The organism is Collimonas sp. PA-H2 (assembly GCF_002564105.1).
Classification (GTDB): domain Bacteria; phylum Pseudomonadota; class Gammaproteobacteria; order Burkholderiales; family Burkholderiaceae_D; genus Collimonas.
On sequence record NZ_PDBX01000001.1, the window covers coordinates 3,442,138 to 3,455,889 of the forward strand.

Below are 13,752 nucleotides of genomic sequence, written 5' to 3' on the forward strand. Positions count from 1 at the left end.
TATGATAGTTCGTGTCATTTTTGATATCGAATGGTTTTTGCATGCATACAACTATGTGAAATCGCTATTCACCATGCGAAATTCGCATAGCCGGTTGCGGGCAGTCTGATAAAATCAAGGACTTTCACTTGTTACACTTGGGGACAGAGGCATATGGATTCGATGATCGATAAAAAAGAAGAGCTCCGCCAACAATTACGCCAAGCGGCGCTTGAATATCACGAGTTTCCGACCCCCGGGAAAATTAGCGTAACTCCTACCAAACTGCTTACCAACCAGCGCGATCTGGCGCTGGCCTACTCGCCGGGCGTGGCCGCGGCCTGTGAAGAAATCGTTGCCGATCCGGCCAATGCCTTCCGCTACACAGCGCGCGGCAACCTGGTGGCGGTCATCACCAACGGTACTGCCGTGCTGGGCCTGGGCAATATCGGGCCGCTGGCATCCAAGCCGGTGATGGAAGGCAAGGGCGTGCTGTTCAAGAAATTCGCCGGCATCGACGTCTTCGATATCGAGATCAACGAACACGATCCGGAAAAGCTGTGCGACATCATCGCCTCGCTGGAACCGACTTTCGGCGGCATTAACCTGGAAGACATCAAGGCCCCTGAGTGCTTCGAGATCGAGCGCAAGCTGCGCGACCGCATGAAGATCCCGGTCTTTCACGACGACCAGCACGGTACCGCTATCATCGTCGGCGCGGCGATCCTGAACGGCCTGAAAGTGGTCGGCAAGGACATCAAGAGCTGCAAGCTGGTGGTCTCCGGCGCCGGCGCTGCCGCACTGGCCTGCCTGGACCTGATCGTCGATCTCGGCTTCCCGATTGAAAATATTTTCGTCACCGACCTGGCCGGCGTGGTCTACAAGGGCCGCGTCGAGCTGATGGATCCGGACAAGGAACGCTTTGCGCGCGAGACCGATGCCCGCACCCTGGCCGAGCTGATTCCAGGCGCTGATATTTTCCTCGGCCTGTCGGCCGGCGGCGTGCTCAAGCAAGACATGGTGAAGGCGATGGGTCCGCGGCCGCTGGTGCTGGCGCTGGCCAATCCGACCCCGGAAATCCTGCCGGAAGAAGTGAAGGCAGTGCGCGACGACGCCGTCATGGCGACCGGCCGTTCGGATTATCCGAACCAGGTCAACAATGTGCTGTGCTTCCCTTACATTTTCCGCGGCGCCCTCGATTGCGGCGCCACCACCATCACGCGTGAGATGGAAATCGCCGTGGTGCATGCGATTGCCGAACTGGCGCAAGCCGAGCAGTCGGACATCGTCGCCACTACTTACGGCATCACCAACCTGTCGTTCGGCCCTGAATACATCATTCCAAAACCGTTCGATCCGCGCCTGATGATCAAGATCGCGCCGGCAGTGGCCAAGGCCGCGGTTGCCTCCGGCGTCGCCAGCCGCCCGATCCAGGACATGGAAGCCTACATCGACAAGCTGCAGCAGTTTGTTTATCGCAGCGGCACCTTCATGCGGCCATTGTTCCAGATCGCCAAGAAGACCCCGGCCGAGAAGAAGCGCATCGTCTACGCCGAAGGCGAAGAAGAGCGTGTCCTGCGCGCGGTGCAGGTGGTGGTTGATGAAAACCTGGCGCGTCCGATCCTGGTCGGCCGTCCGGCGGTGCTGCAGCAGCGCATCGAACGTTTCGGCCTGCGCCTGAAAGCGGATGTCGATTTTGAAGTCATTAACCCGGATTTTGACGAACGCTATCGCGATTACTGGCAGACATTCCTGGCCATGACCAAGCGCCAGGGCGTCACCGAGCAGTACGCCAAGCTGGAAATGCGCCGCCGCCATACGCTGATTGGTTCGATGGCGATCCACAAGGGTCACGCCGACGGCATGATCTGCGGTACCTATGGCACCACCAATCTGCATCTGAATTACATCGACAAGGTCCTGGGCCGGCGCGAAGGCGTCAATGTTTACGCGGCGATGAATGCCCTGATCCTGACGGACCGCCAATTGGTGCTGGTCGATACCCACGTCAATGAAGAGCCGACTGCCGAACAACTGGCGGAGATCACGATCCTGGCTGCAGAAGAGATGCTGCGTTTCGGCATCAAGCCGCGCGCAGCGCTGCTGTCCCATTCCAACTTCGGTTCCAGCAACAGTGCTTCGGCGCAGAAGATGCGCAATGCGCTGGCGATCATCAAGGAACTGGCGCCAGAGCTGGAAGTCGACGGCGAAATGCATGGCGACACCGCGCTTAACATCGAGCTGCGGCGTCAATTGATGCCGGACTCGACCTTGACCGGTGACGCCAACCTGCTGGTGATGCCGAATATCGATGCCGCCAATATCGCTTACAACCTGCTCAAGAACACTTGCGGCAACGGCGTCGCGGTTGGCCCGATCCTGTTGGGCTGCGCCAAGCCGGTGCACATCCTGACGCCGTCGGCGACCGTACGCCGCATCGTCAACATGACCGCCTTGTGCGTGGTGGATGCTATCTCGGCACGCTAAGATCTGACGTAAGCAGCAAGCAAGATTGGAAGGGCCCGACTTTACCGCCAGATCACCGGCGGCAAAGCCGGGCCTTTTTTATTGCGGTTGCCATGGCGTAATGCCGTTCAGTTAAGACTGAACGACATTTTTATTTGCGGAACTCGTAGGGTGGGCACTCCGTGCCCACGCGGACGGGCCGGGACGCGTAGCCGGGGCACGAATGTCAGGGACAGGAATATCCACGATACTGGATGGGCACGGAGTGCCCATCCTACGCCATGTCGTTCTGTCCTAGCTGAACAACATTAGCTGCCATGGCGTGCTTTTTTTAGTTGGTCACAGCGCGGAGAAAAGCGTGTAACGTAGCGAAAACGGCTGCACGATAATTATCAGGAGACGCGATGACCGACTTTCCGCAAAGCCCGCTGATGGGGCAGATGATGAGCCAGCCCTTGCTCATCTCCAGCATTATCCAGCACGCCGACCGCCATTTCGGCGCCAATGAAATCGTCTCGCGGCGGGTGGAAGGCGATCTGCATCGCTATACCTACAGCGAATGCCACGGCCGCGCGCGCCGGCTCGCCAATGCCCTCGCCAGCCTTGGCGTCAGGATGGGCGAGCGGGTCGCCACGCTGGCCTGGAACGGCTACCGCCACATGGAAACCTATTACGCCGTCTCCGGCGCCGGCGCTGTGCTGCATACGATCAATCCGCGCCTGCATCCGGACCTGATCGGCTATATCGCCAACCATGCGGAAGACCAGTACCTGTTCTTCGATACCTGCTTCCTGCCGTTGGTGGAAGCGGTGGCGCCGCTCAGCAAGACCATCAAGGGCTATGTTGCGCTGTGCGCCCGTGAACACATGCCGCAGGACAGCAAGCTGTCCAACCTGCTGTGCTACGAAGAGTTGCTGGCGGCCAGCCGGGACGATTTCCAGTGGCCCATGTTCGATGAGAATTCCGCTTCCAGCCTGTGCTATACATCCGGCACCACCGGCAACCCCAAGGGCGCCCTGTATTCGCATCGTTCGACGGTGCTGCATTCCCTTGCATCGGTCATGCCGGACACCATGAACATTTCCGGCCGCGATGCTGTGCTGCCGATCGTGCCGATGTTCCATGTCAACGCCTGGGGCTTGCCGTATGCGGTGCCGCTGACCGGCGCCAAGATGGTGTTTCCCGGACCGGGGCTGGACGGCAAATCTCTGTACGAATTGTTCGAACAGGAGCAGGTCACCATTTCCGCCGGCGTGCCGACGGTCTGGCTCGGCCTGCTCAATCATATGGAGCAGAACCAGCTGCGCTTCTCCAGCTTCAAGCGCACCATCATCGGCGGCTCGGCCTGTCCGCCGGCGATGATGCAAAGCTTGCGCCATCGCTACGGCGTGGAGGTGGTGCATGCCTGGGGCATGACCGAGATGTCGCCGCTAGGCACCACCGGCAACCTGCAAACAAAACATCTTTCCTTACCGCTGGAGCAGCAGGAACTGCTGCTGCAAAAGCAGGGCCATGCCATCTACGGCGTCGACATGAAGATTGTCGACGACCTCGGCAAGGAACTGCCCTGGGATGGCGTCACTTACGGCAATCTGCTGGTCAAAGGTCCGTGGATTGTCGCCGGCTATTTCAAGAACGAGGGTGGCGAGGTGTTGCGGGACGGCTGGTTTCCTACCGGCGACGTCGCCACCATTGATGGCGACGGCTACATGCAGATCACCGACCGCAGCAAGGACGTGATCAAGTCCGGCGGCGAATGGATCAGCAGCATAGCCCTGGAAAACATCGTGATGGCGCATCCGGCGGTGCAGATGGCGGCCTGTATCGGGATTTTTCATCCGAAGTGGGATGAGCGGCCCTTGCTGGTGGTGATGCGCAAGCCCGGCATGGAAGTCAGCGGCGCCGAGCTGCTCGAATTTTTCGAAGGCAAGATCGCCAAATGGTGGACCCCGGATGACGTCGCCTTTGTCGACGCCTTGCCGATCGGGGCCACCGGCAAGCTGTTGAAAAACAAGCTGCGCGAGCAGTTCAAGGCTTATACCTTGCCGACCGCCTGAGCTGCGGGAGCCTGCCGTTCAGGCGCGCTTATTCAAACTCGTTGGGCTGCTTCCATGGCACGCGTCCGGTCTGTACCTTTATGGCCGCGCGGCCGCAATGATCCGGATGGTCGTCGAAAAACATATGAGGCTTGAAGGCCGCCAGCACATCCGATTTGACGATGCCGCCCATGAAGAAGGTTTCATCGATCGCCACGTCCCAGGCGCGCAGGGTGCGGATCACCCGTTCGTGGGCCGGTGAGGAACGCGCCGTGACCAGCGCGGTGCGGATCGGCGCCGCGTGGCCATCCGGATTCTTGAAGTTGTTCTGGATATAGGACAGCGCCAGCAGCAGCCGCGCAAACGGACCTTGCGGCAAGGGCAGCAAGGCGTTTTCCCGCTCATGCCTTTCAAATGCCTCGATCCCTTCGCTTTGGTAAATCCTTTCCGATTCATCTGAAAAAATCACGGCGTCGCCATCGAAGGCGATGCGGATCTGGTCCAGCTCTTCCATGGCATTCTCGGGCATCTGGTATAGCAGCGCCGCGGCCGTGCCGGCGTTGACTGCGGCTTGCACGTCGTCCTCATGCAGCGACAGGAACAGGCTGACATTGAAGGCCTGCAGATAGGGCGCTAGCGAAGCGCCGCCGGACAGCACCGCGCGCGTGATGTCGAGCTGGTAATGCTTGATCGAATTGAAGATGCGCATCGAGGTTTCGCTGGAATTGCGCGACATTACGACCACTTCGACGAAACGCTGGCCGGTCAGCTGGTTCAGTTTCAGCAAGGCTTTTACCAGGGCAAAACCGGCTCCCGGCTTGAGAACCTGGTTTTCATTCAGCAACTGGTGGCGGCGATAGGCCGCCAGTCCTTCCTGGCGGAAGATGGCTTCCTCGATTTCCAGGTCGAACAGTGCGCGGGATGAAATTCCCACTACCAGTAAATTTTCCAGGGACTGAGGCATGGATGGTGGTCTTCAGGTGAATATCGACAGCGCTCATTATAGGCTGACGCGGCTACGCCGATAGCGTTCCCGCAGCCAGCCTGCAGATGCTGGTTTTGCAATTTTTTCCTTTGGCGGAGCAGCCGATGTTCCCGGGCGTTACGTTACATGTTACGTATCGCGGGGGACGGGGTGTTTCCCGGGATTAAGATCGGGGAAGGTTTTGATGTTTCTGTGAGTCATTGATTTTTAAGGATTTTTCTATTTTTCAAAGGTTTTTGATGATCTGCGGAACTAGCCTGATTGAGCGACTTTCCGGCTGGCACGTTCTTTGCGGAAAGACAGTAGGCATAGCTGTTATCTGAGTCATCAAAAAAGGGAGATAGATCATGAAAGCGTCGAAAAAAACCGGATTGCTAACGGCATCCTTGTTACTGACAATACTGCTCACGGCATGCGGCGGCAGCGGCGGTCTACAGCTAGGCGGCGGTAAAGGTACTACTGCAGGCGCCGGCACCGGCACCGGCGGCGTCACGCCAACTACGCCGACTACGCCAACCACGCCAACCACGCCAGTGACGCCAGTGACGCCGGTCACGCCAGTTACACCGACTGCCAGCTCGTCCAACCTGGTTTCGAATCTCGGCACCACCGTATCATCCGTAGGTACAGCGGTTGATGGCGCCGGCAATACCATAGTCAGCCAGCTGCCGCTGCCGCCAGCCACCAAGTCCGCGCTAGGCGGCGTGATCGATAACGCCAGCGGCATCGTCACCGTGCTGGGCGGTGGTTTGACCAACGGCGTGGGTCAGATCGGTACGGCGCAAGATCCGGTTGGCATCACTGTCGGCAGCACCGGCGGCGTAGTGGCTCAGGTCGGCGCTACCGTGAACAGCGCCGGCCAAGCCGTATCCAGTCTCGGCAGCAGCGGACCGCTTAGCGCCCTGGCGCCGGTCACTACGCCGGTGGGTGGTCTGGTCAGCACCATCGGCAATACCGTTTCCGACACCGTAGCGCCTATCGTCACCAACGCATTGACTACCGGTCCGGTGCAGCAATTGACGCAGACGGTCAGCACTGCGATTGTGCCCCTGACCAGCACCGCGGCCACCTTGCTGCAAACAGCCGGCAACGCGACGGCGCTAAACCAGCCGGCTAATCTGTTGCTGGGCGTGGTCGGCAATACCGTCGCCAGCGTCGGCGGCGGTCTGACCGGTTCCGGCGTCCCGGTGGTCAGCAACCTCGGTCCGGTGGTGACTAATACCGGCAATCTGGTGGGCGGCCTGTCGACCAATGGCATTACCGGCACCGGCCAGCCGCTGCTGGGGAACAAAACCGGCGGCATCCTGCAACCGGCTGACAACGCACTGCTGGGTGCGCTCACCGGTCCGCTGGCGCCTGTTGTCGGCGTTGTGAACAGCTTGACCGGCAGTCTTAGCGGCGCAGCCGGCGCCGGCGGCCCTCTGGCTCCTGTAACTGGCTTGCTGGGTGGTTTGACCGGCGCAGTCGGCAGCTCCGGCGGCAGTGGCCCTCTGGCTCCTGTAACCGGCTTGCTGGGTGGTTTGACTGGCGCAGCCGGCAGCTCTGGCGGCAGTGGCCCTCTGGCTCCTGTAACCGGCTTGCTGGGTGGTTTGACCGGTGCAGCCGGCGGCTCCGGCGGTAGTGGTCCTCTGGCTCCGGTTACAAGTTTGTTGGGCGGCGTGAGTGGTGCAGCTGGTAGCGGTGGGGGTAGTGGTCCTCTTGCTCCTGTCACTGCCTTGGTGGGTAGCCTGGGTGGTACGGTTGCGGCTGGCACCGGTGGCGGTGCGGGCGGCAGCGCAGCTGGCCCATTGGCTCCGGTGCTTAATCTGGTTGCCGGCTTGATCGGCGGGGTGGCAGCAGGCTCCGGCGGCACTGGCGGCGGCACCCAGGCCGGCGGTGTACTGGGTGGCTTGCTGGGCGCCACAGGAAAAAAATAAATGCTGGTAGCGGTATGCAAAAAGCCTTGGTTTTTACCAAGGCTTTTTGTTTGCTGGAGAGGCCAAATCGCCAAGTCCCGTTGGAATGAAGCGGCCATGCACTGCTGAATAAAATAGTTGCACTGAGTGAATTATTGCCGTACTTTAACAGTGACTTCAGGTCGTGCCTTACCGACCGCGATGAATAGACAGGTTTTGCCTTCGATAACGAACGAGAGCCGTAGCCGCATGCAACTATTTAAATCGAAGTGCACCCGCCGCGCCGGACTGATCTTGACCGGCAGCGCCTATTGGCTGATGACGATCACTGCTTTGCCTGTACACGCCGACTCGCGCAGTCCGCTGCAAGGGAATCCGACCGACACCTTGCCCAAGGCCGAAGCGCCGCCCAGCCCGACAGTGACCATCAATGTGCAGACCCAGCCGGTTGATCCGGCCATGCAGAAATTGCTGGCAAGTCATCTGACGCCAGCGCGTTTCCAGATCGCCGGGATCAAGACCTTGCCGTTCGAAGAAATCGCAGCGCTGTTCGCGCCAATGGCCAATCGCGACACCACCGTGGCGGAATTGCTGGCGGCTGCCAACAAGGTCACGCAGATGTATCAGGACCGCGGCTATCCGCTTTCCTTTGCCTTCATCCCGGCCCAGACTTTCGAAAATAATGTGGTCGTGGTCACGGTGGTGGAAGGCTACGTCAGCAACGTCAAGGTCGAAGGCAATCCGGGCGGCAGCGAAGAGCGCCTGAAACTGATCGCCGAGCAGTTGCAGCAGGACCGGCCCTTGCGGCGCGCCACTTTCGAGCGCGTTGCCGGCATTCTCAGTCTGCAGCCAGGGGTCAAGATTGTCGCCAACGTGGCGCCGCCGACCACCACCGACGGCGCTGCCGACATGGTACTGACGGTGAAGCGGAATCCGGTAACCGTGGGGGTCGGCGCCGATTACCGGCAACCCGGAATACGCGGCCTGCTGACCGCCAGCAGCAACGGCCTGACGCCGCTGGGCGAGCAAGTGACAGTGAGCACACTGCAGCCGAGCGGCGAACAGCATGAGAAATACTATGCGTTGAATTATGTCCAGCCGATCGGCACTGACGGCTTGCTGGCCAGGGTGAACTGGTCCGATTATCGCGCACAGCCGCAAAATGCCGCCTTGACCTCAGTCGATTACCTGAGCCAATACCAAACCAAGACCGCGCGCGTTGGCGCGTCCCTCAGCTATCCGGTGATCCTGGATAACACGCATAGTCTGACCGTTACCGGCGGCGCTTACTCGGCCGAAAACAGCCAGGTGTTTACCCGTTCGGTGCCGGCGACGCCGATGACCTTGGAACTGAGTTCGCAGGTGCGGGTGTTGAGCGCGGAAGCAGCGTGGACCGACGTGAAGACAGGACCGGACAAGTTACAGCAGACGCGCCAGTTGAATGTCGGCGTCTATAAGGCCTTAAGCTCGCTTGGCACTAGAAGTGAGAAGAGCAATGTCGACCTGGGCTTTACCAAAGTCACCCTACAGGCTGCACAGTCAAACCAGCTGCCCGGCGGTTTCGGTGTCGCGGTAGCCGCCGGCACCCAATACAGCAGCAACATCCTGCCGACATCGGAGCAGATAGGTTTCGGCGGCAAATTATTCGGCCTGGCTTATCCGGCGGGTGAGCTGGCCGGCGATAAAGGCTGGGGCGTATCGGCGGAAATCAACCGCCTGTTTCCCATAGGCTACACCTATCTGAAAACGGTGCAACCATACTTTCTGGTGGACCATTCTCGAGTGTATTCCAATGCGGGTCCTTTGAGTCATGACACTTTGGGCTCTGTTGCGCTGGGGGTACGCTTTTCAGATGGCCATTACTACACTCTGGACCTGTCGATAGCCAAGCCGGTGGCCGATATTCCTGTCAACTCCAGTTCACGGTCGCCGCGTGTAAATGCGGCTTATTCGTATCAGATGGATTAAAGGCCGACACATGGGGCATGACCGCCCCTTGATCAGTGCCTACTGATACGGATTTTTAGTTGCCATGAGCCATTGAATGACTCCCTTTCCGTGTGCATGAATGTCCAGCGACTGTTACGCAGACACCAGCAAAATTGCGGCCCCCGAGCGTTTTTGGCGCCCCTTTCAATGGATTGAAGCGTGGGAAGTCGACCGCATTTTTATCTCAAATAAAACTATGGAAAATACACGTTGATAGTTGTTTTCAGAGTTTCTTATTGGAAAATCTTACTTGTATAGATGTAAGCATTTTTTTCATAATGTAAAACAATATTTCAAAACAAAATCGCGTTTTACCTATGAAAATCTTACTAGAGACATTACTCTATTAATATGTTTCTTAAGGGAAAAATTTATCTTGAGGTAATTTTTAATCGGGGCTATGCTGATACCGCGTAGTCCGAAATCAGGCGCGGTAATTCAGGGTAGAACGCGAGTCTATTTTTCTGCCGATGGCAATGCCGCAGGCTACTTCTTTAATGCGATGAGTGTTTCCTTGGGAGATCACAATGAACGTCAAATTAATGAAATTTCTTCGCGATGAAGATGGTGTTACTGCTATTGAATATGGCCTGATTGCCGGCCTGGTGGCGATTGCCATCGTGACCGCAGTTGGTTTGATAGGCACTGACCTATCAGGTTTGTTCAATGGTATCGCTACCCGACTGAAAAACGTTGGCACCTAAGCGGCGCATCAGGCGAAACTGGTGTTGTCCATTTGTTTTCAACGACTAGTTGAATGGAACAGAAATGCCGGATATCGATTATTTCCTGTGGTCGTTACTTCTGGCATTTTGTGCTGTGATATTCCTGTATGACTATTTGTTCCGGCGCGTACCCAACAAAGTTCTGCTGATCGCGATAGCTTTGCAGCTGGGATGTCTGCTGCTGCAAGGTAAAGGGGTAAACGGAAGTAGCTGGTGGAATGCGACAGCCGGATTTGCCATCGGGCTGGCATTTTTCTTACCACTGTATGTGTTACGAGCGATGGCAGCAGGCGATGTCAAGTTTTTTGCCGTGCTTGGCTTGCTGCTAGGACCAACTGCGTTATTGCCGGTATTCCTGATTGCTTCGCTGATAGCAGTCGTACATGCTGCAATTCTCTATGTGTCGCGATCGGGCATTGTTCCGGGTCTGCAACTGGTGACGACGCACGCAGCGCGCTGTTCGTGGTATCAGCGAATACTGGAAAAGCGCGGCAATCGCGTTGGAATTCCTTATGCGGCATACCTGGCGCTGGCCGGGGCCTGGGTGGGAGGCCACGGCGCCGGTGCGATGCCAGGTTTTACCTAAGTTCTTGTTTGCATCATGCATGTCGGTACGGCGCGGGTCGGTAATGCACTGATCGTTTCGGTTGTGAAGATCGGGAGCTGGGATGTCTGAAAAATATAAATATGCGCCTCATCCGGATAAGGATAGAGGAGCCAGAAACTTCACACAGCGCGGGATTGCGGCCATAGAGTTTGCCTTGGTGTTTCCGGCATTTTTTATACTGCTGTATGGAATCATTACTTATGTCTTGATTTTCCTCGCTCAGCAATCTCTTGCATTGGCTGCGGAAGAAGGCGCTCGCGCCGCGTTGCGATATGCGACGACCGATAGCCTTCGCCTCACCAACGCCTGCAGCACTGCCACCCAGCTGGTTAGTTGGCTGGGAAGCGGCACCGGCGGTGTGTCAATTGCCACGTGCAGCACGGTTGGTCCTGCCACCTGCACACTCCCTGTCGGCAGCACAGCTCGTTGCATCACCGTCAATGTCTCGTATCCATATGGCAGCAAGCCCCTGGTGCCGCTACTGCTAGGAAGCATGATGAGCGTTGCCGTGCCCACCACGCTGGCTAGTTCGGCGACGGTGCAGATTGATTGAATAGGACCAGTGAGCAAGTCTGAAACCTGTTGAGGACACCGTCGTTTTTGCCGGTGACGATTCAGTGCGCCAATGACTTGAGCTCGGTCGACGTGATTTGAGATGGAAACCACTTTGAACAATCTCTTCGTTCGGATAGGCATCGAGTACACGCTATGAATAACCTGACAAAAATTGTTGCAGCGATATTGGTTGTGGCGGCGCTCGGGCTGGCGTTTGTGGCGTGGTGGCTGGGCAGCCGGCCGCCGCCGACGATTGCCGCTGCGCCGGCGGTAGCCGCCAAGTCATCGAAACAGTACGAGGTGATAGTCGCCGCGCGCGGACTGGAAGCCGGCAAGGCAATTACCACTAACGACATCAGCCTGGTGAGCTTGCCGATTAATCCGGCCGGTGCATACGACCAGGCCAGTTCAGTTGTCGGCAAGGTGCCGCTGATCGACATCGGAATCGGCACGCCCATCACGGAGAGCGGCCTGGCGAGCGGCCTGTCTATAAAACTGGCGGATGGCGAGCGGGCGGTGGCGATTCCTGTAGATGAAATCGTCGGGGCTGGAAACCGGGTTCAGGCAGGCGACTACGTAGATGTTTTTTTTAGCCTCAAGCAGGCGCAAGACATAGCTTCGACGCAGTCGCGCCTGTTGCTGTCACGTGTGCATGTACTGTCTTACGGCGCCGCCGTGATTGGCACAGCTACAGGCGGCGGCAGCGCGGGAGCGGCGCCGGCCCAGCAGGCGCCTCAGGCAGCACAGGCTGCGCCCGCCCAGCAGCAGACGCAGCAAGCTGCGCATACCGCGGTGCTGGCGACCCCGGTTGCGGATGTCAACCGGCTGTTGCTGGCGAACCAGAATGGCAAGCTGACACTGGCCTTGCGCAATCCCAGCGATGAAACAATTTCCGATGTGGCCTTGTTCCCGCAACCTCCTGCCGTGCTGGCGGGGAAAAGAGACCTGACGCGCGATCAGCAGGAAGCGCTGAAGCAGCCTGACAATCTGGCTTTTGCCGGGATGGAGATGAACGGATTGGCCGGCGATGCGAAATCGCCAAGCCGCAAGCCACCGGCAAATAATGTCGCGGCGGCCAGGCAGCCGGGTGGAGAGCCAGCGCGCGGCGCCGGCACAGTTGAGGTGATCCGCGGCACCCAGCGGGAATCGGTGGCTTTCTGATTGATGTGTCAATAACTGGATGAGCTGCAATTCATGAAAATTCACGACTTACTGCTATCGTTGTTCCTGAGTGCGACTGCCGTGCCGGTCATGGCGATGAGCGCTGCTACGGATATTTCGCTGGGCATGCATGAACAGCAAAGCCTGCCGCTTGCCGGCACGCTGGAGCGCATCGCCGTTGCCGATCCAGAAGTGGCTGACGTGATGATGGTGCGAGGTTCCGGCGGCAGGAACGGCAGCGTGATCCTGATAGGAAAAAGAGCAGGCAGCACTACTGTGACTGCGTGGGCCAAAGGATTGCCCCCCAAGACCTGGAGAGTGCTGGTGCAGGGCGACCTGCAGGCAGCGCTGGCAGGCCAGCCCGGCGCCGATGTCCAGGTGCGAGGTGCTGCGGGCGTAATCAGTGGCCAGGCGCCGTCGTTGCTGGCGCATGCCAATAGCAGCGCTGTCGCTGCAGATGCTGCAGGAAAAGGCAAGGTGTTGGATATTTCCACCATCGACAGCGGCAATGTGGTGCAGATCGATGTCAAGATTGTCGAATTCAGCAAGACTGTATTGAAGGAAATCGGTTTTGACTTCGGGCTCCTGGTTAATCGCGGAAATTTCAGTTTCAACCTGAGCAGCAATCTCGCCAAAAACGGCGGATTGTCGACGGCATCGTCGGCATTCAGCCTGCTCACCTCGTTTAGCCGCGGCAGCTATAGTCTGACCAACAATCTGCGCCTGATCGAAGGCAACGGCATGGCGCGCGTGCTGGCCGAGCCATCGTTGACTGCACTGTCCGGCCAGAGCGCGAGTTTCCTGGCGGGTGGGGAATTGCCGATTCCACAGTCCGGGGGGCTCGGCACCACCACCATTGTCTACAAGCCTTTCGGCATCGGCCTGACCGTGTCTCCGACCATACTGGAAAAGGGCAGGATCGCCTTGAAAGTCGCACCGGAAGCCAGCGACGTCGATTACAGCAAGGCAGTCACGGCCGACGGCATATCGGTGCCTGCCATTACCACGCGACGCGCAGATACTACTGTCGAGCTGGGCGATGGCGAAAGTTTCATTATTGGCGGCCTGGTGTCGCGCACCACTCAGTCCAACGTCAACAAGATACCGCTGCTGGGAGACTTGCCGATTATCGGCAGTTTCTTTCGCAACATGAGCTACTCCCAGGCCGACAAGGAGCTGGTGATCATCGTCACGCCGCACGTGGTTCAGCCTATTGCAAAAAATGTACCGCTGCCGTTGCCGGGCGAAAACGAACGCCGCAATACGGCCGGGACCGCATGGGGAAGCTATTTACTAGGGGGAGCGAGCCGAGACGAGTTGCCGGGGTTTTCGAAATAGACGACAGCCATTTTTG

General features: G+C 58.3%; 10 protein-coding genes. 9 read left to right on the top strand and 1 reads right to left on the bottom strand.

All coding sequences use genetic code 11. The features are described from left to right. The first annotated feature begins 153 nt into the window (after positions 1-153). Together BCF11_RS15760 and BCF11_RS15765 are read left to right on the top strand one after the other, a co-directional pair. Positions 154-2,466 carry an NADP-dependent malic enzyme gene (locus tag BCF11_RS15760; protein ID WP_098495569.1) on the top strand — a complete coding sequence of 771 codons (2,313 nt, stop codon included), beginning with the start codon at positions 154-156 and terminating at the stop codon, positions 2,464-2,466. Positions 2,467-2,849: 383 nt separating this feature from the next. After that, on the top strand, positions 2,850-4,502 hold the full coding sequence (locus BCF11_RS15765; RefSeq protein WP_098495570.1) for a 3-(methylthio)propionyl-CoA ligase: 1,653 nt from the start codon (positions 2,850-2,852) through the stop codon (positions 4,500-4,502). A 28-nt stretch (positions 4,503-4,530) separates the two neighbouring features. On the opposite strand, the gene BCF11_RS15770 is transcribed toward BCF11_RS15765, so the two are convergent. After that, the gene (locus tag BCF11_RS15770) at positions 4,531-5,445 is read right to left on the bottom strand and encodes a 5'-nucleotidase (RefSeq protein ID WP_098495571.1); all 915 of its coding nucleotides are present in this window, start codon (positions 5,443-5,445) and stop codon (positions 4,531-4,533) included. 368 nt (positions 5,446-5,813) lie between these two features. Between BCF11_RS15770 and BCF11_RS15775 the strand changes: the two genes are divergently transcribed. The 7 genes from BCF11_RS15775 to BCF11_RS15805 all read left to right on the top strand — a co-directional run bounded on the left by BCF11_RS15775 (position 5,814) and on the right by BCF11_RS15805 (position 13,736). Further along, entirely contained in the window at positions 5,814-7,382 is a 1,569-nt protein-coding gene (locus BCF11_RS15775; RefSeq protein ID WP_098495572.1) for a collagen-like triple helix repeat-containing protein, read from the top strand. Between the two features lie 228 nt (positions 7,383-7,610). Further along, entirely contained in the window at positions 7,611-9,329 is a 1,719-nt protein-coding gene (locus BCF11_RS15780) for a ShlB/FhaC/HecB family hemolysin secretion/activation protein (protein WP_233212500.1), read from the top strand. A 548-nt stretch (positions 9,330-9,877) separates the two neighbouring features. Next, on the top strand, positions 9,878-10,054 hold the full coding sequence (locus tag BCF11_RS15785) for a Flp family type IVb pilin (RefSeq protein WP_098495573.1): 177 nt from the start codon (positions 9,878-9,880) through the stop codon (positions 10,052-10,054). Between the two features lie 64 nt (positions 10,055-10,118). Continuing rightward, entirely contained in the window at positions 10,119-10,661 is a 543-nt protein-coding gene (locus tag BCF11_RS15790; protein ID WP_098495574.1) for a prepilin peptidase, read from the top strand. A gap of 82 nt (positions 10,662-10,743) precedes the next feature. After that, the gene (locus tag BCF11_RS15795) at positions 10,744-11,235 is read left to right on the top strand and encodes a TadE/TadG family type IV pilus assembly protein (RefSeq protein ID WP_098495575.1); all 492 of its coding nucleotides are present in this window, start codon (positions 10,744-10,746) and stop codon (positions 11,233-11,235) included. A 155-nt stretch (positions 11,236-11,390) separates the two neighbouring features. Further along, positions 11,391-12,398 carry a Flp pilus assembly protein CpaB gene (cpaB, locus tag BCF11_RS15800; RefSeq protein ID WP_098495576.1) on the top strand — a complete coding sequence of 336 codons (1,008 nt, stop codon included), beginning with the start codon at positions 11,391-11,393 and terminating at the stop codon, positions 12,396-12,398. 33 nt (positions 12,399-12,431) lie between these two features. Beyond that, entirely contained in the window at positions 12,432-13,736 is a 1,305-nt protein-coding gene (locus BCF11_RS15805) for a type II and III secretion system protein family protein (protein ID WP_098495577.1), read from the top strand. Positions 13,737-13,752 lie beyond the last annotated feature (16 nt).